We start from the raw sequence: 21,178 nt of genomic DNA, 5'->3' as shown, positions 1-21,178 counted from the left end.
GCTCTACTTTTAAAGTGGTTACTTGTAGTGACTTGATAGACTATCACGGCCATTAGTGTAGCAAAATTAGCCCTCCCCTACCATGCGAAGCAGCGTTAGGAGGGATAACTATTGAATTTGCGCAGTAAGGGGTAGATCAGCATCTAGTACCGCGCTAAACGGTCGCGCCGTGTCACATCAAAGGGAAGATAGCTTGCTGCTGTGGCGTTGATTATTAATGAGTTGTTGTTGGGTAGAGTCGCTATTAAATGGTTAAATGGTTAAGTATTTATTGGACAAACATTTCCCGATGTCTTTGGTGTCTTAATCCCCTACAAAACGGGGAAGGTCTCATACCCTTGAGTGGTACGAGGAGGCTACCGGAAATCCGGTCTTAATCCCCTACAAAACGGGGAAGGTCTCATACCTCCCTTTCTGTTAAAGCCGCTTCACGAGGCCCGTCTTAATCCCCTACAAAACGGGGAAGGTCTCATACGTTATCTGCCGTCAATGGAGATGTAATGTCTCACGTCTTAATCCCCTACAAAACGGGGAAGGTCTCATACCGTATCGCCTGACAGATTGTAGGCGGGAAGTGATGTCTTAATCCCCTACAAAACGGGGAAGGTCTCATACAAAAATGAGTTTTCTAAACACCTGAAAAGTAGTGGTCTTAATCCCCTACAAAACGGGGAAGGTCTCATACCCTGCCAGCAACGGAGGAGTATCACCTTATGGTCGAGTCTTAATCCCCTACAAAACGGGGAAGGTCTCATACCGCCAATATTTGACGAGGAGCTCATAGAGGCCTTCCGTCTTAATCCCCTACAAAACGGGGAAGGTCTCATACATTCATTTTACTTCGACATACAGGAGGAGTGGTGCGTCTTAATCCCCTACAAAACGGGGAAGGTCTCATACCCCGCCACTGGGGTTGACTTTTGGCCTGATTTTTCGTCTTAATCCCCTACAAAACGGGGAAGGTCTCATACCTCGAAATACTGTAAAAATTGGAGTTATTGCCATGGTCTTAATCCCCTACAAAACGGGGAAGGTCTCATACCGAAAATGGTAGCGTCATAAAAACAAATGTATTGTCTTAATCCCCTACAAAACGGGGAAGGTCTCATACGAAGACTTTTCAGCGGTATCTGAAGATATCGCGGTCTTAATCCCCTACAAAACGGGGAAGGTCTCATACGAGGAAGCCACGGGAAATAGCGTTGAACTCGACCGTCTTAATCCCCTACAAAACGGGGAAGGTCTCATACGATCGGAGCACGACTAACCATCGAGGATTTTCTCGAGTCTTAATCCCCTACAAAACGGGGAAGGTCTCATACCAATGTGGTTTCAACATCACACTCCCCGGGCATGTCTTAATCCCCTACAAAACGGGGAAGGTCTCATACGGTGCCCACTACGTGGGGTTACGCGTTTTTTAACGTCTTAATCCCCTACAAAACGGGGAAGGTCTCATACTGGTGCCGGGAGCAGAAGATTGAAATAGTAGAGACGTCTTAATCCCCTACAAAACGGGGAAGGTCTCATACCCAGTAGCAGAACGAAGGTGAGGGTCGTTGGAAGGGTCTTAATCCCCTACAAAACGGGGAAGGTCTCATACGATACGCCAGACCCGAGGGTGCCAGCCTGTGGCACGTCTTAATCCCCTACAAAACGGGGAAGGTCTCATACGGTATTCACTCAAAAAATCATTGGGCGAAATCGAGTCTTAATCCCCTACAAAACGGGGAAGGTCTCATACCAAAACACAGTGCGCTGTATGAGCGCGATTAGTTGTCTTAATCCCCTACAAAACGGGGAAGGTCTCATACCGCCCAGGTTGGCGGCGTGTGCAGCGCATAGAAACGTCTTAATCCCCTACAAAACGGGGAAGGTCTCATACCGATATAGATCAAGATAGCAGGGACAAATAAGTCTTAATCCCCTACAAAACGGGGAAGGTCTCATACCGATATAGATCAAGATAGCAGGGACAAATAAGTCTTAATCCCCTACAAAACGGGGAAGGTCTCATACTCGGAAGAAAAGCGAAGTAGTGGATTACCTGGAGGGTCTTAATCCCCTACAAAACGGGGAAGGTCTCATACTGGACAACCTCATGACAACCACCTGGGGGTATGGGTCTTAATCCCCTACAAAACGGGGAAGGTCTCATACCGCTACCCTTAATTTCAGCTTAAGAATCAAACGGTTATGAATGGGCTTGGCGGAAAATCCCGCCGTCAAAAAGTTGACGATTTTTTCAATTACCATTTTTTACCAAATTTTAAATGAGCAGCAGTGGAATAACTATACTGTTCCCAAAAACCTAAGCAAAGTTGCTCATGGCGGTTTTTGGTAATTCGCTCTCCGTTGATAACACCCTTGCGGGCGAGCAACTGGAGTCCTGGTTGAGCAGTCCCAACCGGATGGCCGGTCAACACCGGCAACATGGGCAGTTTCAGCCATCGAAACCCAGCTTGCGCCATAAAAATTGCCTCGACGTTCATCCTGAACAGAGAACAACCTTGCGATTCGACTTCGACTCTAACCATGGCACGCAAAACTTTCGCGCTTGTAGATAACCTATCTACGGTGGAAAATTCTAATGACAAATAAATAAAAAATCAAGAACTGTTTTTTGCTCCACTCGAACAGTGGCCCCAGAATACCAGAAATGTTCTAAACCACAACCCCCCCACAGCAATTTTTTTAACCCAAAAGAGACAAAAAAATTAACCAAATAAATTCATTAACTTAACTTAACTTAAACTTAGCTTAACTCCCCCCACCCCCATCCCCTTCACCAGAATCATCACGCCCCTAATCTCCAAAGCACCGACCCATCGCATAGCCAGACCACTGCGCCCTCTCTGCAACTCCCCCCACCCCCTCCTCTCTCAACTACCCTAAGAGCCTGAAATAGCTGAAGCAATTCACAGCAGAATAAGCGCTTGACATCCCCCCTCCCCTGACTATACTCAACTATTCAACAAATAAATTGAATACCAAAAGGAGCAGACAGAGTGGAGAGAAAAGCGCACTGGGAGACGGTGTATCAGCAAAAACAGCCCGGCGAGGTTAGCTGGTATCAAACTATGCCCGAATACTCCCTGAATCTAATTCATAATACAGGCATAAAACAGACCCAACCTTTGATTGATGTCGGCGGTGGTGCCTCCTATCTAGTTGATAAACTGCTAGCCGCAGGCTATCAGGATATTAGCGTATTAGATATTGCAGCAGCGGCTTTAGCACACGCCAAAGCTCGCTTAACTCCTGCACAGACGCAACAAGTGACCTGGTTAGAGAGTGATATTACCGCGTTTACCCCCCCTAAACGCTACCAACTATGGCATGATCGAGCCGTATTCCATTTTTTGACCACCGCAGAGGAGCGCAAACAGTACCTGACTGTACTAGAGAGAGCCCTACAGCCTAACGGCCACTTGATTATCGCCACCTTCGCCCCAGATGGGCCAGAGCAGTGCAGTCATCTGCCGGTAGAGCGCTACGATGCCGAAAAGCTGACCCAAACCCTAGGTGCCGATTTCTCTCTACTAGAGACACAACGAGAAGCGCATCAGACACCGAGTGGCAAAGTGCAGCACTTTTGCTATTTTCGTTTACAAAAACAGAGTTAAGGAGAAAAATATGGTGAAAATTTACTTACCCTTACTGGTGGGCAACTTACTGCTTGCCCCGATAACACCACTCTACGCCGAAGCCGATCCGATCGTGAGTGATGCTTTGCAGGAGTATTTCGACTTTATCTCTTATGGAGCAGGACAGATCACAGCGGAACAGATTCCCGAGGCAGATTATGCTAAATTTTACATTCTCGATGTTCGTGATGCGGAACAGTATGCCAAGGCCCATATCCCTAATGCGGTCAATATCGAATGGCGCCAAGTCTATGCCAATCGGGATAAATTACCACGAGACAAACCGATTTTAGCCTACTGTAACAGCGGCTCATTCGCCTCCCAAGTCGCTTTAGCGCTGCGTTTAGATGGCTTTGAGAATGTCAAACTTCTCTACGGCGGCTTTGAACGCTACCTACTCACCACCCATCTAGTGGCGCGTCCCTAATCTCAGCCCCACCACTCCAACCCTCCCCCCAGCGGAGGGAGGTTGGAGGGGGGGGCATAATAGCAATCGCAAACCTGACGATCATGAAACACAAGGCCGAGTTACAGTTAGCAAAATGATTCACCTGTTCGGATTAGTCCTAATCGCCTCCGTCACAGGAGTGTGGCATCTGCAATCTAAACGACGACAACAAAAAGCGACGGCCCCAACTCACGCCCCAATGGAGGCGTTACTGCCGGCCCAGCGTATTGAGACCGAAATGGCAGTGGCTCCCCACCCCAGCGACGATACCCCACAAATCGCCGCGATTGTCTCTGCCGATGAGCAGCACTTTAGTAAAGAGAAGATTTTGCAATATAGCGCCGCTGCCGAACAGAAGTTCTCCCATTCGATAGCCAAGGCTATCTTAGAACAGGCAAGACGATACGAATTAGAGCCGCCAGCGCAGCATGAGTCGAAATATCATCTCAGTCTCGGCATAGAGGTAGAGATTAACCACCAGCAGATCAAACTCGGTAGCGCCCGCTACATGGAGCAGCAGCAGCTTAGGATACCGCAAAAGATTCAAACAGCGCTCGAATCGACCCGCGAACGAGGCCACAGCGCCATTTTGATGGCTATTGACGATCAGATCGCCGGCCTCATTGAGCGATAGACCACTCACCGCCACACTATAGCGAGCTTCCCCCCAACACCCGCAGCACCGCTTTAATCTCATCCTTCGCCTCTTCCAAAATCTCGACCCCCCCTTCGGCACCTAACGCCCCTAGCGGGAACTTGTTAAAAGCGGGCAGCGTGTGTAGCGGCGGCCCACTGTAGCGCTTAGAGCGACCAAAGTTAGCAAAGATATTGGCTAACAGCACCACATCGGCATAGTCTGGCATCGCTCTTGGATTGCGCTGCCAGCGATCGACCTCCATCGGTATGATCGCAATTGAGTCGGCAAACTCCCACCGACGCAACAGCATCACCCCTAAACGACCCCGCAGCTTCTCTATCAACTGCTCTAATAGTGAGGGTTGATAGATTAACTCGGGAGAGGATTCGGCATAGATCAGTACCGGAATCGCGCCAATATCGTGCAGCAGTCCGGCTAATAGCGCCCTATCTGGCTCCAGCTCAGGGCCGATGCGCCCTAAGACGCGGCTAATAGCGGCGACATAGACGCTGTGCTGCCATAGCTGGCGCATTTTCAGGGTGATCTGCTCATTAGAACTCTCCATCACCTGCTGCATCGAGAGGCTGATGGTTAGATCGCGCACAGTATTTAGACCGATACGAGCGACAGCCTCAAGGGTGTTTTCGATCTTACGGCTGCCGCGAAACAGGACGCTGTTAGCTAGCTGTATCACTCTGGCGGCTATGGCCGGATCAAACTGAATAATTTCGGCGATATGGCGGGCAGAGTGGTTCTCCTGCTCAATCGCCTGCCGCACCCGTAGCGCAATATCGGGCAGAGAGGGGATCCGTAGCCGATTGGCCTCAAAATCGCGCCGAATGGTGGCAACGAGCCGCTGAACCTCTTTATCGACCGTTAACATCGGCATCATTCATACCTCTGTACCAACACCCACGGCCTAACCACCACCGCCCAGAGCAGCGTATTGTCGCGATACCATGTCGCCGCTTGGCAGTCGGCCACCGCGCGAACTAGCCCTAGCTGTAGCCACTGTTGCCACATCGGCGAGTTATCGAGCGCCATTTGGGTCGCCACCTCAATGAGATCGAGAGTTTTGGCCACCTGTAGCACCCTACCTGCCGCAAAGAAGCGCTGTAGGTCGTGCCAGCCGATAACCGCCGTCTCTAGGTTAAGTTTTTGTCGCTCCAGTTGTGCGAACGGCTCTAGCTCCTCTGCCATCGGTTAAGCTCCTACCATCGCACGGAGATTGGCTAACTGCGCTAAACCGTGCGCCTGCTGCTGCTCGGGTGTCCGTTCGACCCCAACCCCTGAACGCTGTAGATCTTCAGCCGGTAGTTCGGCCAAAAAGCGGCTCGGTTCACGCACCTCCATCTCCCCTCCCCGACGGCGCTTTTTAGCATAGCTCAACACTAACCGCCGCTCTGCCCTCGTGATGCCGACATAGGCGAGCCGCCGCTCCTCCTCTATAGTATCGGCCTCAATACTATTGCGGTGGGGCAGACTCTCCTCCTCCATGCCGACCAGATAGACCGTGGGGAACTCCAGCCCCTTTGCCGAGTGGAGAGTCATTAAGCGCACCGCATCACTATCGCTCTCCTCATTCTGCCGCTCTAAAATATCGAACAGACTTAATCGAGCCACTAAGTCGCTTAGTTTCACCTCCCCCTCGGCCTCATCAACCATCTTCTGCAACCAGCTCTGTAGCTCCATCACATTCGCCCAGCGCTTCTCGGCCTGTTTGAGCGATGCGGCGCTATCATTTAACCAGCTCTGGTAGTCGATCGCCTTTAATAGCGCCTCAAAGACCACCATCGGCTCCCCACGCTTAGCCTCATCACCCAACGCCACTAGCCAATTAGCAAAGGTGTCGAGCCGACCCCAGGCCCGTTCGCTTAACTGCTGCTTTAACCCCAGCTCAAAACAGGCGGTAAAGAGGGTCACCCCCCGTTCACCGGCATAGTGACCCAGCTTCTCCAGGGTTGACGCACCGATCTCCCGTCGGGGAGTATTGACCACCCGCAAAAAGGCGGTGTCATCATCGGGGTTGATCAGCAGCCGTAGGTAGGCCATCACATCTTTTATCTCCATGAGTGAGAAAAAAGAGGTGCCGCCACTTAGATGGTAGGGGATACGATGCTCTCGCAGCGCCTTCTCAAATAGTCGCGATTGGTGGTTACTACGGTAGAGAATCGCAAAATCGCGATAGCCAGAGGCAGAACGCACGGTTTGGTGCATAATATCGGTCACGACCTGGAGCGCCTCATCCTCTCCATCGACCGCCGCGACCACCTGAATCGGCTCGCCATGCCCCTTATCAGACCACAATTTTTTCTCAAATAGGTGCACATTATGGGCGATTAAGGCATTGGCGACCTTTAAAATACGCCCCATAGAACGGTAGTTCTGCTCCAGTTTGATCACCCTTAGACGGGGAAAGTCCTCTTTTAGCAGCGATAGATTCTCCGGCTGCGCCCCGCGCCAAGCGTAAATCGACTGATCATCATCGCCAACGACGGTCAAATTCTGCCTCGGCCCGACTAGGAGGCGGACTAACTGGTATTGGGTCGAGTTAGTATCCTGATACTCATCGACTAGCAGGTAGCGAATTCTGTTCTGCCACCTCTCCCGCACCTCGCTATGTTGTTGCAGTAGCTGTAGCGGCAGGGCGATAAGATCATCAAAATCGACCGCGTTAAACGCCTTTAGGTGGCGATTATAGTCACCAAATAGCTCGATAATTGCGCTATCGACTCCGTCAGGGGGGTGGCGGTAGAGCGCCTCCTGCGTTAGAGCCTCCCCTTTCCAGCTCGAAAACTGCTGCTGTAGCTCCTGCGCCAACTCTTCATTCGCTTGGTGGCGTCTTAATAGCTCTTTAATTAACGCCACGCTATCACCGGTATCGAAGATCGAAAAACCGGCTTTATAGCCGAGTTCGCCTAGCTGCTGGCGAATCATATCGAGCCCTAAGGTATGAAAGGTAGAGACTCTGAGACCGCGACTATTTTTGCCCGCCATCAGCTCCCCGACCCGCTGCTTCATCTCTCTAGCCGCTTTATTGGTAAAGGTCACGGCGGCGATATGGTGCGGCGCATAGTCACACTGATTGATTAGCCAAGCGATTTTGCGGGTAATGACGCGGGTCTTACCGCTACCGGCACCAGCCAACACCAGTAGTGGGCCATCGATATAGCGCACGGCCTCCTTTTGGCGCGGATTTAATGTATCACTCACGGACAGCCCCCTTTGATGAGAAGTCAATCAAAAAACGGCTCCGAAGAGCCGTTTTCAAGCGGACTAAAAATTAAGTTTAGTTAATTTTCGGATCCAGCTCACCGGAGGCATATCTGCCAAACATCACCTCAAGTGAGACTGGCTTGATTTTGGAGGCCATCCCCGCCGTACCAAAGGCTTCGTAGCGGGCTTTACAGATTTCGCTCATCGCTTTGGTCGCCTCTTTCAGGAACTTACGCGGGTCGAAATTGCTGCTATTTTCGGCTAAGTGGCGACGAATCGAACCGGTTGAGGCCATTCTCAAGTCGGTATCGATATTGACTTTACGCACACCACTTTTGATGCCTTCAACAATCTCTTCTACCGGTACGCCATAGGTCTGCCCCATGTCGCCGCCATAGCTGTTAATAATCTGTAGCCAATCTTGCGGAACCGAAGAGGAGCCGTGCATCACCAGATGGGTATCGGGGATACGGGCGTGGATCTCTTTAATTCGGTCAATCCGCAGGATCTCACCAGTCGGCTCCTTGGTGAACTTATAGGCACCGTGAGAGGTCCCAATCGCAATCGCCAGCGCATCGACACCGGTCTGCTTGACAAAGTCGGCTGCCTGCTCGGGGTCGGTCAGCAGCATATCCATATCGAGCTTACCCTCAGCACCGTGCCCATCCTCTTCACCCATCTCACCTGTTTCGAGTGAACCGAGGCAACCGAGCTCCCCTTCAACCGACACCCCGCCGGCATGGGCCATCTCAACCACCTTGCGAGTTACCTCCACATTGTATTCGTAGGTTGCGGGGGTCTTCGCATCGCTCATGAGTGAGCCATCCATCATCACCGACGAAAAGCCAGATTGAATCGAACGCAGGCAGACATCGGGGGAGGCGCCGTGATCTTGATGCATCACCACCGGAATGTGGGGATACATCTCGACTGCTGCCGAGATAAGGTGGCGCAAAAACGGCTCGCCCGCATAGGAGCGAGCACCGGCGGAGCCTTGCAGAATAACGGGGCTGTCAACCACGTCGGCAGCCATCATAATCGCATGAACCTGCTCCATGTTATTCACATTAAAGGCAGGCAGACCATAACCGTTTTCAGCAGCATGGTCGAGAAGTTGACGCATTGAAACGAGAGCCATATAAACTCCTTCGATTTTAGGGTTGGATTAAAAACAGATATTTGAACCAAAAGAGGCGCTAGCCGCTAGCTTAACTCCCCCACTTTAACAATTTTCATCGCATTGGTGCCACCATTGACACCCATTAGATCACCTTTGGTAATAATCACTAAATCGCCGTCACGCACCGCACCGCGACGCAGCAGCTCATCGATAATTTCACGATTAACTTCAGCATGGTCGCTATAGGTGGTCGGATCAAAACTGACCGGATAGACCCCGCGATAGAGGCTCACGCGACGACGGGTACTGACTCGTCGAGTCAGGGCGTAGATGGGGATACCGGAGCTAATCCGAGACATCCATAACGGGGTCGATCCCGATTCGGTCATAGCCGCAATCGCTTTCACATTAAGGTGGTTAGCGGTGTACATTGTCGCCATCGCAATCGCCTCATCGACATAGTGGCAGTCGCTATGAATCCGCTGCTGATGGCTCTCAGTGACCGCCTCGGGCTGCTTTTCAGCCTCCAGACAGACTCGGTGCATCGCCTCAATCGCCCGATCAGGATAGAGTCCGACGGCGGTTTCGGCACAGAGCATCACCGCATCGGTGCCATCGAGCACCGCATTAGCGACATCAAACACCTCCGCCCGAGTCGGCAGAGGGTTGCGTTGCATCGACTCCATCATCTGAGTGGCGGTAATCACCACCCGATTGAGCAGCCGCGCCCGCTGAATTAGCCGTTTTTGAATCGGCGGCAGCGCCGCATCACCGACCTCAACCCCTAACTCCCCCCGCACTAACATAATGGCATCGGAGGCGCGAATAATCTCATCGATCACCTCTAACGCCTCGGCCCGTTCTATTTTGGCGACAATACGACTCTTGCCGCCAGCATCAAGCAGTAACTGCCGCGCTTCGATCACATCATCGGCGCTACGGGCAAAGGAGACGGCGACATAGTCGGCCTTCATCTCTGCGGCAACTGCAATATCGGCCCGATCTTTTTCGGTTAGCGCCGCCGCCGAGAGGCCACCGCCTAAGCGATTGATCCCTTTGTAGCTCTTAAGTAGGCCGCCGACGACGACACGGCAGCTAATCTCGAACTCATCAACGCCATCGACCCATAGTACGACTCGACCATCATCGAGCAGCAGCGTATCACCGCGAACCACATCGGCGGGTAATGGGGGATAGTTAACGCCTACCCTATCGACCGCCCCATTCGCCTTGTCGTGACGGCTGTCGAGAGTAAAGCGATCCCCCTCGGTCAGCTCAATCGAGCCGCTATTAGCAAACGCCTCAATACGAATTTTAGGCCCTTGTAGATCGGCTAGGACACCGAGCTGTCGTCCGTGCGCCTGAGCGCGGTTACGAATCTTCTCCGCCCGCTGTAGATGCTCTTCGGGGGAGCCATGAGAGAAGTTGATTCGCACCAAATCGACCCCCGCTTCGATAATTCGATCCATCACTTTAGGATCGTCGGTCGCCGGCCCGAGAGTGGCGATTATTTTGGTACGACGCTGCACAAGCTCTCTCCCTAACCCTTGTTAGCACACTCCTCAAGCATGGCGACTGCCGGTAGCGTTTTGCCCTCTAGGTACTCTAGGAAGGCACCGCCTGCGGTAGAGATATAGGAGATTTTGTCATAGATACCATACTTTTGAATCGCGGCAATGGTGTCACCGCCGCCGGCAAGACTAAAGCCGTCAGCATTGGCAATCGCCATTGAGATGGTTTGAGTCCCCTCACCAAATTGATCAAACTCAAACACCCCAACTGGGCCATTCCAGACGATGGTGCCCGCTTTGGCGATAATATCGGCTAGTGCTTGCGCCGATTTGGGGCCGATGTCGAAAATCATATCGTCATCAGCCACCTCATCCGCCTCTTTTAGGGTCGCTTCGGCATCTTCACTAAACGCTTTACCGCAGACAACATCGACGGCGATAGGAATTGAGGCACCCCGTGCCTCCATCTTCTCAATGAGTGCTTTAGCAGTCGGGATCAGATCGTGCTCACAGAGCGATTGACCGACATTTTTTCCGCTAGCGGCCAAAAAGGTGTTGGCGATACCGCCACCGACGACCAGTTGATCCACCTTCTCCGACAGCGCCTCTAAGACGGTCAATTTGGTTGACACTTTAGAGCCGCCGACAATCGCGACCATCGGGCGAGCCGGCTGTGCTAGCGCTTTAGCTAGCGCATCTAGCTCTTCGGCTAGTAGCAGACCGGCACAGGCGACAGGGGCAAACTTACCGACGCCGTGGGTCGAGGCTTGGGCGCGGTGGGCAGTACCAAAGGCGTCCATGACGAAGATATCGCACAGGGCGGCATATCGCTTCGCTAACTCTTCGTTATCTTTACCCTCGCCGCTATTAAAGCGGACATTCTCTAACAGGACTACCTCCCCTTCGGCAACCTCAAAATCGCCCTCAAGGTACGCTTTAATCAGCCGCACCTCTTTGCCCATTTTGGCCGAGAGATCAGCGGCAATCGGCTGCATTGAGTTCTCTTCATCCACTTTGCCCTCTTCCGGACGACCGCGGTGGGAGAAGAGCATCACCTTAGCTCCCGCTTTAACGCAGTGCTCAATAGTCGGCATGGAGGCGGTAATGCGGGCATCGGAGGTGACCCTCCCCTCTTTGACCGGTACATTCAGATCGGCACGAATGAGTACCCGTTTTCCAGCTAGGTCGAGATCAGTCAGCTTGATGAAAGACATGGAGAGCTCCTAATAAACATTAAACAAAAAACAATTTGCCAATAGTCAACTGTTTGAATTTGGCAAATTATTCTCCCTCGGGGTGAGAGTCAATTACCCCGAGTAGAGAGTTCAAACTAGAGTCGTTTAGTACTAGTTTTTAGCGACATGCATCACAAAGCGGAGCATATTGCAGGTGTAACCCATCTCGTTATCATACCAAGAGACGACCTTCACGAAAGTATCATCTAGCGCGATACCGGCACCGGCATCGAAGATAGAGGAGAAGCCGTTACCACGAAAGTCGGTTGAGACGACCTTTTCGTCAGTATAGGCCAGCGTTTCGCCAATGCCGGGCTGCTCGGAGGCGGCTTTCATAGCGGCACAGATCTCATCGTAAGAGGCCCCCTTCTCTAGCTCAACGGTTAGGTCAACCACCGAGACATCAGAGGTCGGGACGCGGAAGGCCATGCCGGTCAGTTTGCCGTTAAGAGCCGGCAACACCTTGCCTACCGCCTTAGCCGCACCGGTCGAGGAGGGGATGATATTTTCCAAAATACCACGACCCCCACGCCAATCCTTCTTAGATGGCCCATCCACCGTCTTTTGCGTCGCTGTCGCCGCATGAACGGTTGACATCAGCCCGCGCTTAATCCCCCAATTATCGTGCAGCACTTTAGCAACAGGAGCGAGGCAGTTAGTGGTGCAGGAGGCGGCAGAGACGATGGTCTGACCGGCGTATTCGTGGTGGTTAACGCCATAGACGAACATCGGCGTAGCATCTTTCGACGGTGCCGACTGCACCACTTTTTTAGCGCCAGCATCGATATGCTTCTGGCAGCTCTCTTCGGTCAGGAAGAAGCCGGTACACTCTAGCACGATATCGACATCGACTTCGTTCCACTTCAGATGAGAGGGATCGGTCTCGGCAGTGAGGCGAATGGTCTTGCCATTGACCACCATGTTATCGCCATCGACTGAGATTTCGCCAGCAAAGTTGCCGTGTACCGAGTCATATTTGAGCATATAGGAGAGATAGTCGGCTTCGAGCAGATCGTTAATGGCGACCACTTCTAGTTCGGGAAAATCTCTTGCAATCGCACGAAAAGCCATCCGACCAATACGACCAAAACCGTTAATACCTACTTTAATTGCCATAAATAATAATCTCCTGATTTAGTTAAGGCTAGGGGCGGCAGAGTTAACTCACTCTGCCAGCGGACAAACAATGGGATGAATGAGCGTTATAGAATACTCTTAACCGCTTCGGCAACACTCTCAGCGGTAAAACCAAACTCTTTAAATAGTAGCCCCGCCGGAGCCGACTCACCAAAACGGTTAATGCCGACCACCTTACCGTTTAAGCCGACATATTTGTACCAACCATCGGTAACAGCCGCCTCTACCGCCACCCGAGCGGTACAGGATGAGGGGAGTACCGACTCTCTGTAGTCGGCATCCTGGGCGTCAAAGAGATCGGTCGAGGGCATGGAGACGACACGAATGTTGTGACCACTCAGTGACTCGGCCGCCTGCATGGCGATCTCTACCTCTGAACCGGTAGCGATAATAATCGCCTCGGGAGCGCCATCACAGTCGCGCAGGACATAGCCACCACGGGCAATATTGGCGATCTGCGCTGCGGAGCGAGCCATCGGGGTGAGAGCCTGACGGGTGAAGATGAGGCAGCTTGGGCCATCTTTGCGCTCAATTGCCGCTCTCCAAGCAACCGCTGTCTCAGTCCCATCACAGGGGCGCCAGTTGGACATGTTGGGAATCATTCGCAGCGTTGGGATCTGCTCAATCGGCTGGTGGGTCGGCCCATCTTCGCCCAGACCGATAGAGTCGTGGGTATAGACGAAGATGGGGTTAATCTTCATCAGTGCCGCCATCCGCAGTGCGTTACGCGCATACTCAGAGAACATCAGGAAGGTCGCCCCATAAGGACGCACGCCCCCATGTAGCGCCATGCCGTTCATTATCGCTGACATACCGAACTCACGCACACCGTAGGAGAGGTAGTTACCCCCAAAATTCTGCGGCTTGCCGTGGTCGGCGTTAATGTAGTTAGAGCAGCTATTGAAGGTGTTATTAGAGGGGGTTAGATCGGCTGATCCGCCAACCAATTCGGGCAGTAGCGGCGCAAAGCCATCTAGGGACGCTTTTGAGTGTTGACGGGTGGCCATCTTCTCTGCCTTCTCAGCCACGCTCTGGATAAAGGCGTTCGCTCTCTCGTCCCAATCAGCGGGTAGCTCACCGGCCATGCGGCGCTCAAACTCAGCTGCCAACTCTGGATGAGCCGCTCTATAGGCGTCAAACCGCTGCTGCCAGCTCTGCTCAACCGCTGCGCCAGTCGCTTTCGCATCCCAGCCGACATAGATCTCATCGGGGATCACAAACGGCTCATGCGCCCAGCCTAGCGCTTGACGGGTTAGGGCAATCTCATCGGCACCTAAAGGCGCTCCGTGGCAGTCATGGCTACCGGCCTTGTTCGGCGAACCAAACCCGATGGTGGTCTTACAGCAGATGAGGGTCGGTCGGTCGCTATCGCGCCTCGCCTCCGCAATCGCGGCGTCGATGGCGGCGGCATCGTGGCCATCGACACCACGAATCACCTGCCACCCATAGGCGTCAAACCGTGCGGGGGTATCATCGGTAAACCACCCTTCGGTGTCGCCATCAATGGAGATGCCGTTATCGTCCCAAAAGGCGATGAGCTTGCCGAGCTTCATGGTGCCGGCAAAGGAGCAGGTTTCGTGGGAGATCCCCTCCATTAGACAGCCGTCACCTAGGAAGACATAGGTGTAGTGATCGACAATTGAGTGCCCCGGCTGGTTAAACTGACCCGCCAGAATCTTCTCCGCTAGCGCCATACCGACGCCGTTGGATATCCCTTGACCTAACGGGCCGGTGGTGGTCTCAACGCCTGGGGCGTAGCCATACTCAGGGTGACCTGGGGTCTTGGAGTGGAGTTGACGAAAGTTTTTTAGATCCTCCATGCTCAAATCGTAACCGCTCAGATGGAGCAGAGAGTAGATTAACATTGAGCCGTGACCGTTGGAGAGGATAAATCGATCACGATCAGCCCAGTCAGGATTGGCGGGATTGTGTTTTAGGTGGCCATTCCACAACACCTCAGCGATGTCGGCCATTCCCATAGGGGCTCCGGGGTGACCCGAGTTGGCCTTTTGCACCGCATCCATACTTAGGGCACGAATCGCATTGGCTAAATCTCTACGACTTGGCATAGTCTCTCCTCAAAAACAGAAAATTGAAAAACTGTTACCACACCTGACAGTAACAGCACTAAATCCCTAAAAAAACCGAAATTTAATGTTCCAGGTGGACACGCCATCCATGCTGTGCCTCAATGGGCGCTAGATTCTCTCCGAAAACGGGGGTGAAAACAACCGCTTTCACTAAAATTTAATCCTCGCACTGTGGTATTCGGCAGGCACGCAACTCACTGTTGCAGCGCTAACAGCCGTTGATAGCAGAGATTTTTACTCTTGCCGCTATGGCCTGACATAACTCTTGCCGCCTGTTTTAACGCTACTTTTTCCGCCAAGAGGAGTTGCATTAGCTGCAACTCCTGTGGGGTAAACACCTCACTCTGGGCCACCTTATCGGCGGCGGCAATGAGAATCACAAACTCTCCCCGCTGCTGCTCACTATCGAGCCGTAGCTGCTGCTGTAGCTGTTCGAGTGAGCCGTGCAGTACCGTCTCATACCGTTTCGTCAGCTCTCGTGCCACGACGGCTAGTCGGCTAGCGCCGAAAATGTCGGCCATGTCGGTGAGGCTATCGAGAATACGATGGGGCGACTCGTAGAACACCAGCGCCTCCTCCCTATCGGCCAGTTGCTGTAGCTGCTGTCGGCGCTGCCCCGCTTTAGCCGCCAAAAAACCGTAAAAGCAGAAGTGGGTCGTGTCGATAGCGGCGACTGAGAGCGCTGTGGTCAGTGCCGAGGGGCCGGGGATCGGCACCACCTTTAGCCGGTGCTGGTGTAGCTGCTGCAATAGCCGAACCCCCGGGTCACTAATCAGTGGGGTACCGGCATCACTAATCAGTGCCACCGACTCACCGGCTAAGAGCCGTTTAAGTAGCTGTGCCGCGGCACTGTTTTCGTTGTGTTGGTGCAGCGCTAGCAGCGGGCGGTTAATAGCGTAGTGGTGCAGCAGTCGCAGGCTATGGCGGGTATCTTCAGCGGCGATACAATCGACCTGCCGCAACACCTCTAGCGCCCGCAGGGTAATATCACCCAAATTACCGATGGGGGTGGCGACAATATAGACCGTTGCCGCATCGACCTTAACACTGCTGTTTGACACGCTCACTCCTCATGCCGATACTATGGAGCCTCCCATTGTGCCAAGCTGGAGCTCTATTTACACCTCATGCAGCAATTTTTTATCTCTGTCACTCTCATCGCTACCCTACTGATATTCGGCTGCGGCAACCGAGTTGAGCGGCCCTCCTCCAATCCAGCGCTCGGTATCAGTTCCAGTGGCGAGCGGGTGATTAGCCCCGATCCCCTCCCCTACGACACCCCCTCTAACCGCCCCCAAACGGCCTCAGCTACCGATGCAGATCGTAGTGCGACGCCGTTTCAGCAGCAGCTCGATCGCGCCGCCGAGGCGATGGCTCGACAGAGTCTGGAGGAGGCGGAGCAGATTTTATCGCAACTCAATCCCGCCTCTCTGCCTCCTACCACCGCCGCCGCCGAACGACAGGCCTACCATCAACTTCGTAGCGAGCTATTTAAGCGACAGTTTGATCCCCTCGAAGCGGCCCGAGAGCTCATTCAACGCGAGCGCTATCTCACCCTGCCAGAGGAGATTGAGGCTAACCAGCGGCAGCTATGGGGCTACCTCTCTGAGCTAATGCGTGAGGAGCTAGATACCCTCGACTATCTTATCGACCATGAACCCACCCTACAGGGGTGGTTAGCGCTGCAAAAGATATATCAAGATCTGCGTCACCAACCCCAAAAGCTAGCAACCGCCCTACAGCAGTGGCGAGCCGACTATCGCGACCACCCCCTAACCGATAGGCTACTTGAGACTTTCACCACAACCGAACAGCAGCTCGCGCTCTCGGTCAACCATATCGCCGTCCTCCTCCCCTTTAGTGGCCGATTTAGCCAAGCGGCTAATGCCATTCGTGAGGGGATTCTGTTTCGTTATCTGCAACCGCAGGAGCCGAACTCAGCCACCATACGCTTTTACGATACAGGCGGCGATCCCAACCTAGGTGTCGATGCCTATTTCAAAGCCATCGACAACGGTGCCGAGGCGATTATCGGACCACTGAATCGGGAGGTGGTTAACGCCATTGTCGAGCTCTCTGACGAGGGGGGTAAGCGGCCACAGCTACTACTCAACCACGCCTCAACTGAGCGAGAACTACCGCCACACACCTACCAGTTCTCGCTACTACCGGAGGATGAGGCCGATAATCTAGTCCGCCGCGCCTGGTTTGATGGCCATACCCGTGCCGCGCTGCTACTGCCAAAGAGTAGCTTAGGGGATCGCATGGCCACCGAACTGCAACAGGAGTGGCAGCGCTTAGGTGGTACGATCGTCACTGAGCAGCGCTTTGATCCCGATAGTCAAAACCATGGCGACGCGATTAAGGCGCTGTTAGGTATTGATGAGAGCTATAAACGGCTCGATATCTTCCGCGCCATTATCGGCTATAACCTGCAAATAGAGTTTGAGCCGTGGTTGCGACACGATATCGATGTTATCTTCCTGACCGCTCTGCCCGATGAGGGGCGGCTCATTTGGCCGCTACTTAAGTTTCACCGTGCCGATACCATCCCACTATTAGCGACGAACCACATCTATGCTGGCCGGAGTGAACCTAAAGCAGATAGCGATCTCAACGGCATTCTGTTTGAAGATATGCCGTGGAATATCGATCCTGACATCCAACAAGAGCCTATCTATCAGCTATTAAAGCGCCACTATAGCGGTCAGTTAGGGCGACTCGCCGCGATGGGAGCCGATGCCTATGGCCTGCTGCCACAGCTCCCCTATCTGAGTGAGAATCGTCGCCACCACTACAACGGCCTCACCGGTCGTCTGCGACTCTCAGAGGAGGGTAAAATCGTGCGTCAAAGTCGCTGGGCTACCTTTATCGATGGCAGTGCGGTCGCCGAACCGGAAACCGAAAGTAGCCTAGATGAGTATGGAGCGATGTTTTGAGATCGGCACCACAACAGCGGGGAGACCACTATGAACAGCAGGCGCTGACCTACCTACAGCAGCAGGGGTGTCGGCTACTACAACGCAACTTTCGCTGCAAAGTCGGCGAAATTGATCTCATTATGGAGCTAGGTGAACAGCTACTGTTTATTGAAGTGCGCTACCGACATACCCTCTCACACGGCACCAGCGCTGCCACCGTTACCCGCAACAAACAGCAAAAGTTGATTCGAGCCGCAAAGTTTTGGCTACAATACCACCCCATGAATCGGCCGTGTCGCTTTGATGTCATCGCGATTGATGGGGGTGATCTTAACTGGATACAGCACGCCTTTGAGGCAAGTTAACCTTAGAATGAAATGAGAGCAATTAACCATTTATGAACACGACTAACGATAACGATAACGATACCCTAATCCGACGGCAGTTTGAGGCCAGTATTGCTGCCAAACAGCGCACCTTAGAACAGCTAGCGGCCAAGATCGCCGCCGCCGCTGCCGTGCTAGTTAAGCGGCTAGAGTCGGGGGGTAAGCTGCTTATCTGCGGCAATGGCGGCTCGGCTGCCGATGCCCAGCACTTCGCCTCGGAACTCCTTAACCGCTTTGAGACCGAGCGCCGCGCCCTACCGGCCATCGCCCTAACGACCGATAGTTCAGTGGTGACCTCAATCGCCAACGACTACCACTACCGCCACATCTTTGCCCGACAGATTGAGGCGTTAGGCCAACCGCAAGATACGCTGTTTGCTATCTCCACCAGTGGTAACTCCGATAATATTGTCGCCGCCATTGAGAGCGCTCAACAACAGCAGCTACAAATTATCGCCCTTAGCGGCAAAGAGGGGGGGAAGGTGGCGTCGCTGCTAACCCCTAACGATATCGAACTGCGCGTCCCCTCCAACACCACCGCCCGCATTCAGGAGAACCATCTACTGATTATTCATGCGCTGTGCAGCGTCATCGATAGCCACTTTAGCCCATGACCCCCCCCTCCTCCCCCCCCTGGGAGACGCTACGGCCACTTTTGAGCCCGAAGGCGGTACTACAGAGCGATCCGACCTACTGTCTCGCCTATAGCTATGATAATAGCCGACTGCACTACCGCCCCGAGGCGGTTGTGCTACCTAGCTGCGAAGCCGATGTTATCGCCACTGTGCGTTGGTGCTATCAGCGACAGATCCCGCTCACCTGCCGTGGGCACGGTACCGGCACCACTGGGGGGGCGGTGGCCATCCACGGTGGTATAGTGCTCTCATTTGAGAAGATGCAGCGGCTCGATGCGATCGACAGCGCCAACCGCATGGTGACCGTTGAGCCGGGAGTAACCAATCAGGCACTCCAGCAGGCGGCCGCCGCAGACGGTTTTTTCTGGCCACCCGATCCGACCAGCGCCGCTGTCTGTACTATCGGTGGCAATTTAGCCTGTAACGCCGCCGGCCCCCGAGCGGTTAAATATGGTACCCCGCGCGACAATAGTCTCGCGCTAAGAGCTGTCACCGGCACCGGCGAGCTGATTACCACTGGCAGCAAAACGACTAAGGGGGTGGTCGGTTACGATCTGACCCGTCTGCTCATCGGCTCCGAGGGGACTTTGGCGGTCATTACCGAAGCGACGCTAAAGCTCCATCCCCTGCCGCAGGCACGACAGCTAATGCAGATTAGCTTCGCTTCGCCTGAAGCGGCGGCCGAGGCTGTGGCGGCAATTATGGCTCAACCGCTTATCCCCTACTCGCTAGAGTTTATCGATCAGCAGGCGATTGAGATGATTCGCGACTACAGCCGAGCCGATCTGCCATCGCAAGCGGCGGCGATTCTATTAGTCGAGGTAGAGGGGAGCCCCGCCACCCTATCTGACGCGGTACTGACCATAGAACAAGCGGTGAGAGCGTCGCAGCCGCTGGAGGTTAAAAAGGCCGCCACAGCGGTTGAAGCTGAGGCTATCTGGCGTACCCGCAAAGCGCTCTCACCGGCGCTACGCAAAGTCGCCCCGAAAAAGATTAACGAGGATATTGTCGTGCCTGTGAGTCAAATCCCAACGCTACTTCGTCAGCTAACAACGATGCAGCAGCGCCACGGGATTAAGATCGTCACCTTTGGTCACGCCGGCAATGGTAATCTACATGTCAATCTGTTAATCGATCCCGACGATCCGGCCCAACGGCAGGCGGCAAAGATCGCCCTGAACGAGCTGTTTGATCTGACCCTTAAGCTCGGCGGAACGCTATCGGGTGAACATGGGATCGGTCTGGTTAAACGAGACTTTGTTAGCCGCGAAATCCCCCCTGCAACACTGGCGCTGATGCATGCAATTAAGGCACAGTTTGATCCGGCAGGGATCCTTAATCCGGGTAAGAGCATTTAACAGCCTGTCCTGTAACCGTTCACTCTCCCTGCAGCTCCTCGTTTAGCATCTGCGTAAAACTCAGTCCGGCTAACTGCCGTACCGAGCGGCCGATATACCAGAGGATAATAAACATCATCACCATCGAGGGGAGCGCGATCATCGGATAACTTAGCAGAGTAAGCCGCCCTAACTCCTCATTAAAGGCCTCGCTCCCTGAGGGGCTGGTCACAATCCAAGTGGCTAAGAAATAGTTCATTACCGATGAGAAGAAAAAGGTCCCCCCCAAAAACCAAGTCGAGCGCGTTAACCGCCGCTCAAATAGCTCTCGATTGCCGCGCTGCTCCAGCCGCTGCATCACTAAGGGGAGATTAATGAGCTGCGGATTAAATAGTAGCAGCCGAATCACAGAGTAGCGGGTAAAGGTAGAGGCGATCACAAATAGGCCGATCAGGCCCGGAATCGCCGCCTCTTTAACCGCCAGCCACTCATTATCGAGCTTTAACAGCCCGATCCCCCCGGTCAACAGCACGCTAATGAGCCCTAAGATAGCAAAAAAGTTAAATTGACGGTGTCGTAGCAGATCATACCCCCCCCACCCTAACGGCAGCGATAGCGCCACAATGAGTGCCCATACCGGCCCTAACGCCTCCTCACCACTTAGCTTCATTAGGATGATCGACGGAATCACAATCGTGATTAGCAGCTCAAGGAAGGGGCTATTTTTTTTCTGGCTCATACTCAATTCACTATCTTTGGGTTAGTGGCTAAAAACATTGTGGCAGATCTTACCTCAATTCAGGGATGCAAGCGAGCAGGGTTAACGCTACACTATCTCCCTACACACTTGACCGACTG

Annotated in this window: 17 protein-coding genes, 1 pseudogene and 1 CRISPR repeat array; of the genes and pseudogenes, 7 read left to right on the top strand and 11 right to left on the bottom strand. The window is 53.4% G+C overall.

Annotated features, from left to right (window positions below; genetic code table 11):
* Nucleotides 1-300: 300 nt before the first annotated feature.
* Nucleotides 301-2,160: direct repeats of the CRISPR family, unit length 36 nt; unit sequence GTCTTAATCCCCTACAAAACGGGGAAGGTCTCATAC.
* Between the two features lie 185 nt (nucleotides 2,161-2,345).
* Nucleotides 2,346-2,537: pseudogene (locus tag D5085_14035) on the bottom strand (hypothetical protein).
* Between the two features lie 543 nt (nucleotides 2,538-3,080).
* On the opposite strand from D5085_14035, the gene D5085_14030 reads away from it, so the two are divergent.
* From D5085_14030 to D5085_14020, 3 genes are all read left to right on the top strand, one after another.
* Nucleotides 3,081-3,626: a class I SAM-dependent methyltransferase gene (locus tag D5085_14030; protein ID QEP45171.1), complete on the top strand. Its 546-nt coding sequence runs from the start codon at nucleotides 3,081-3,083 to the stop codon at nucleotides 3,624-3,626.
* 10 nt (nucleotides 3,627-3,636) lie between these two features.
* Nucleotides 3,637-4,074 carry a rhodanese-like domain-containing protein gene (locus D5085_14025; protein ID QEP44142.1) on the top strand — a complete coding sequence of 146 codons (438 nt, stop codon included), beginning with the start codon at nucleotides 3,637-3,639 and terminating at the stop codon, nucleotides 4,072-4,074.
* A 220-nt stretch (nucleotides 4,075-4,294) separates the two neighbouring features.
* Complete coding sequence (locus D5085_14020) at nucleotides 4,295-4,729, top strand: hypothetical protein (GenBank protein ID QEP44141.1); 435 nt, start codon at nucleotides 4,295-4,297, stop codon at nucleotides 4,727-4,729.
* Between the two features lie 16 nt (nucleotides 4,730-4,745).
* On the opposite strand, the gene D5085_14015 is transcribed toward D5085_14020, so the two are convergent.
* From D5085_14015 to rsmI, 9 genes are all read right to left on the bottom strand, one after another.
* Nucleotides 4,746-5,624 carry an HDOD domain-containing protein gene (locus tag D5085_14015; GenBank protein ID QEP44140.1) on the bottom strand — a complete coding sequence of 293 codons (879 nt, stop codon included), beginning with the start codon at nucleotides 5,622-5,624 and terminating at the stop codon, nucleotides 4,746-4,748.
* On the bottom strand, nucleotides 5,621-5,932 hold the full coding sequence (locus tag D5085_14010; GenBank protein ID QEP44139.1) for a DUF2288 domain-containing protein: 312 nt from the start codon (nucleotides 5,930-5,932) through the stop codon (nucleotides 5,621-5,623). The genes D5085_14015 and D5085_14010 overlap by 4 nt, the downstream gene beginning before the upstream one ends.
* A gap of 3 nt (nucleotides 5,933-5,935) precedes the next feature.
* Entirely contained in the window at nucleotides 5,936-7,945 is a 2,010-nt protein-coding gene (gene rep / locus D5085_14005) for a DNA helicase Rep (GenBank protein QEP44138.1), read from the bottom strand.
* Between the two features lie 76 nt (nucleotides 7,946-8,021).
* Nucleotides 8,022-9,086, bottom strand: coding sequence for a fructose-bisphosphate aldolase class II (locus D5085_14000; GenBank protein QEP44137.1), 1,065 nt, complete (start codon nucleotides 9,084-9,086; stop codon nucleotides 8,022-8,024).
* A gap of 65 nt (nucleotides 9,087-9,151) precedes the next feature.
* Nucleotides 9,152-10,597 carry a pyruvate kinase gene (gene pyk, locus D5085_13995; protein ID QEP44136.1) on the bottom strand — a complete coding sequence of 482 codons (1,446 nt, stop codon included), beginning with the start codon at nucleotides 10,595-10,597 and terminating at the stop codon, nucleotides 9,152-9,154.
* 11 nt (nucleotides 10,598-10,608) lie between these two features.
* Nucleotides 10,609-11,793 (bottom strand): phosphoglycerate kinase, encoded by a 1,185-nt coding sequence (locus D5085_13990; protein ID QEP44135.1) that lies wholly within the window; start codon nucleotides 11,791-11,793, stop codon nucleotides 10,609-10,611.
* A 132-nt stretch (nucleotides 11,794-11,925) separates the two neighbouring features.
* Nucleotides 11,926-12,930 (bottom strand): type I glyceraldehyde-3-phosphate dehydrogenase, encoded by a 1,005-nt coding sequence (gene gap / locus D5085_13985; protein QEP44134.1) that lies wholly within the window; start codon nucleotides 12,928-12,930, stop codon nucleotides 11,926-11,928.
* An 86-nt stretch (nucleotides 12,931-13,016) separates the two neighbouring features.
* Entirely contained in the window at nucleotides 13,017-15,020 is a 2,004-nt protein-coding gene (gene tkt / locus D5085_13980; protein QEP44133.1) for a transketolase, read from the bottom strand.
* A 215-nt stretch (nucleotides 15,021-15,235) separates the two neighbouring features.
* Nucleotides 15,236-16,102, bottom strand: coding sequence for a 16S rRNA (cytidine(1402)-2'-O)-methyltransferase (rsmI, locus tag D5085_13975; GenBank protein QEP44132.1), 867 nt, complete (start codon nucleotides 16,100-16,102; stop codon nucleotides 15,236-15,238).
* Between the two features lie 66 nt (nucleotides 16,103-16,168).
* On the opposite strand from rsmI, the gene D5085_13970 reads away from it, so the two are divergent.
* The 4 genes from D5085_13970 to D5085_13955 are packed head-to-tail and all read left to right on the top strand — an operon-like array spanning nucleotide 16,169 to nucleotide 20,341.
* The gene (locus tag D5085_13970) at nucleotides 16,169-17,980 is read left to right on the top strand and encodes a hypothetical protein (protein ID QEP44131.1); all 1,812 of its coding nucleotides are present in this window, start codon (nucleotides 16,169-16,171) and stop codon (nucleotides 17,978-17,980) included.
* Nucleotides 17,977-18,327 (top strand): YraN family protein, encoded by a 351-nt coding sequence (locus tag D5085_13965; protein QEP44130.1) that lies wholly within the window; start codon nucleotides 17,977-17,979, stop codon nucleotides 18,325-18,327. Before D5085_13970 ends, D5085_13965 begins: the two co-directional genes overlap by 4 nt.
* A gap of 32 nt (nucleotides 18,328-18,359) precedes the next feature.
* Entirely contained in the window at nucleotides 18,360-18,962 is a 603-nt protein-coding gene (locus D5085_13960; GenBank protein QEP44129.1) for a phosphoheptose isomerase, read from the top strand.
* Nucleotides 18,959-20,341 carry an FAD-binding protein gene (locus tag D5085_13955; GenBank protein ID QEP44128.1) on the top strand — a complete coding sequence of 461 codons (1,383 nt, stop codon included), beginning with the start codon at nucleotides 18,959-18,961 and terminating at the stop codon, nucleotides 20,339-20,341. Before D5085_13960 ends, D5085_13955 begins: the two co-directional genes overlap by 4 nt.
* Before the next feature lie 19 nt (nucleotides 20,342-20,360).
* Here the strand turns inward: D5085_13955 and D5085_13950 are convergent, their stop codons facing one another.
* Nucleotides 20,361-21,059 (bottom strand): MFS transporter, encoded by a 699-nt coding sequence (locus D5085_13950; protein QEP44127.1) that lies wholly within the window; start codon nucleotides 21,057-21,059, stop codon nucleotides 20,361-20,363.
* Nucleotides 21,060-21,178: the final 119 nt, after the last annotated feature.

The organism is Ectothiorhodospiraceae bacterium BW-2 (assembly GCA_008375315.1).
GTDB lineage: Bacteria > Pseudomonadota > Gammaproteobacteria > Thiohalomonadales > Thiohalomonadaceae > BW-2.
The sequence above is the reverse complement of the archived record's forward strand: the minus strand, read 5'-3'. Positions and strand labels throughout refer to the sequence as shown.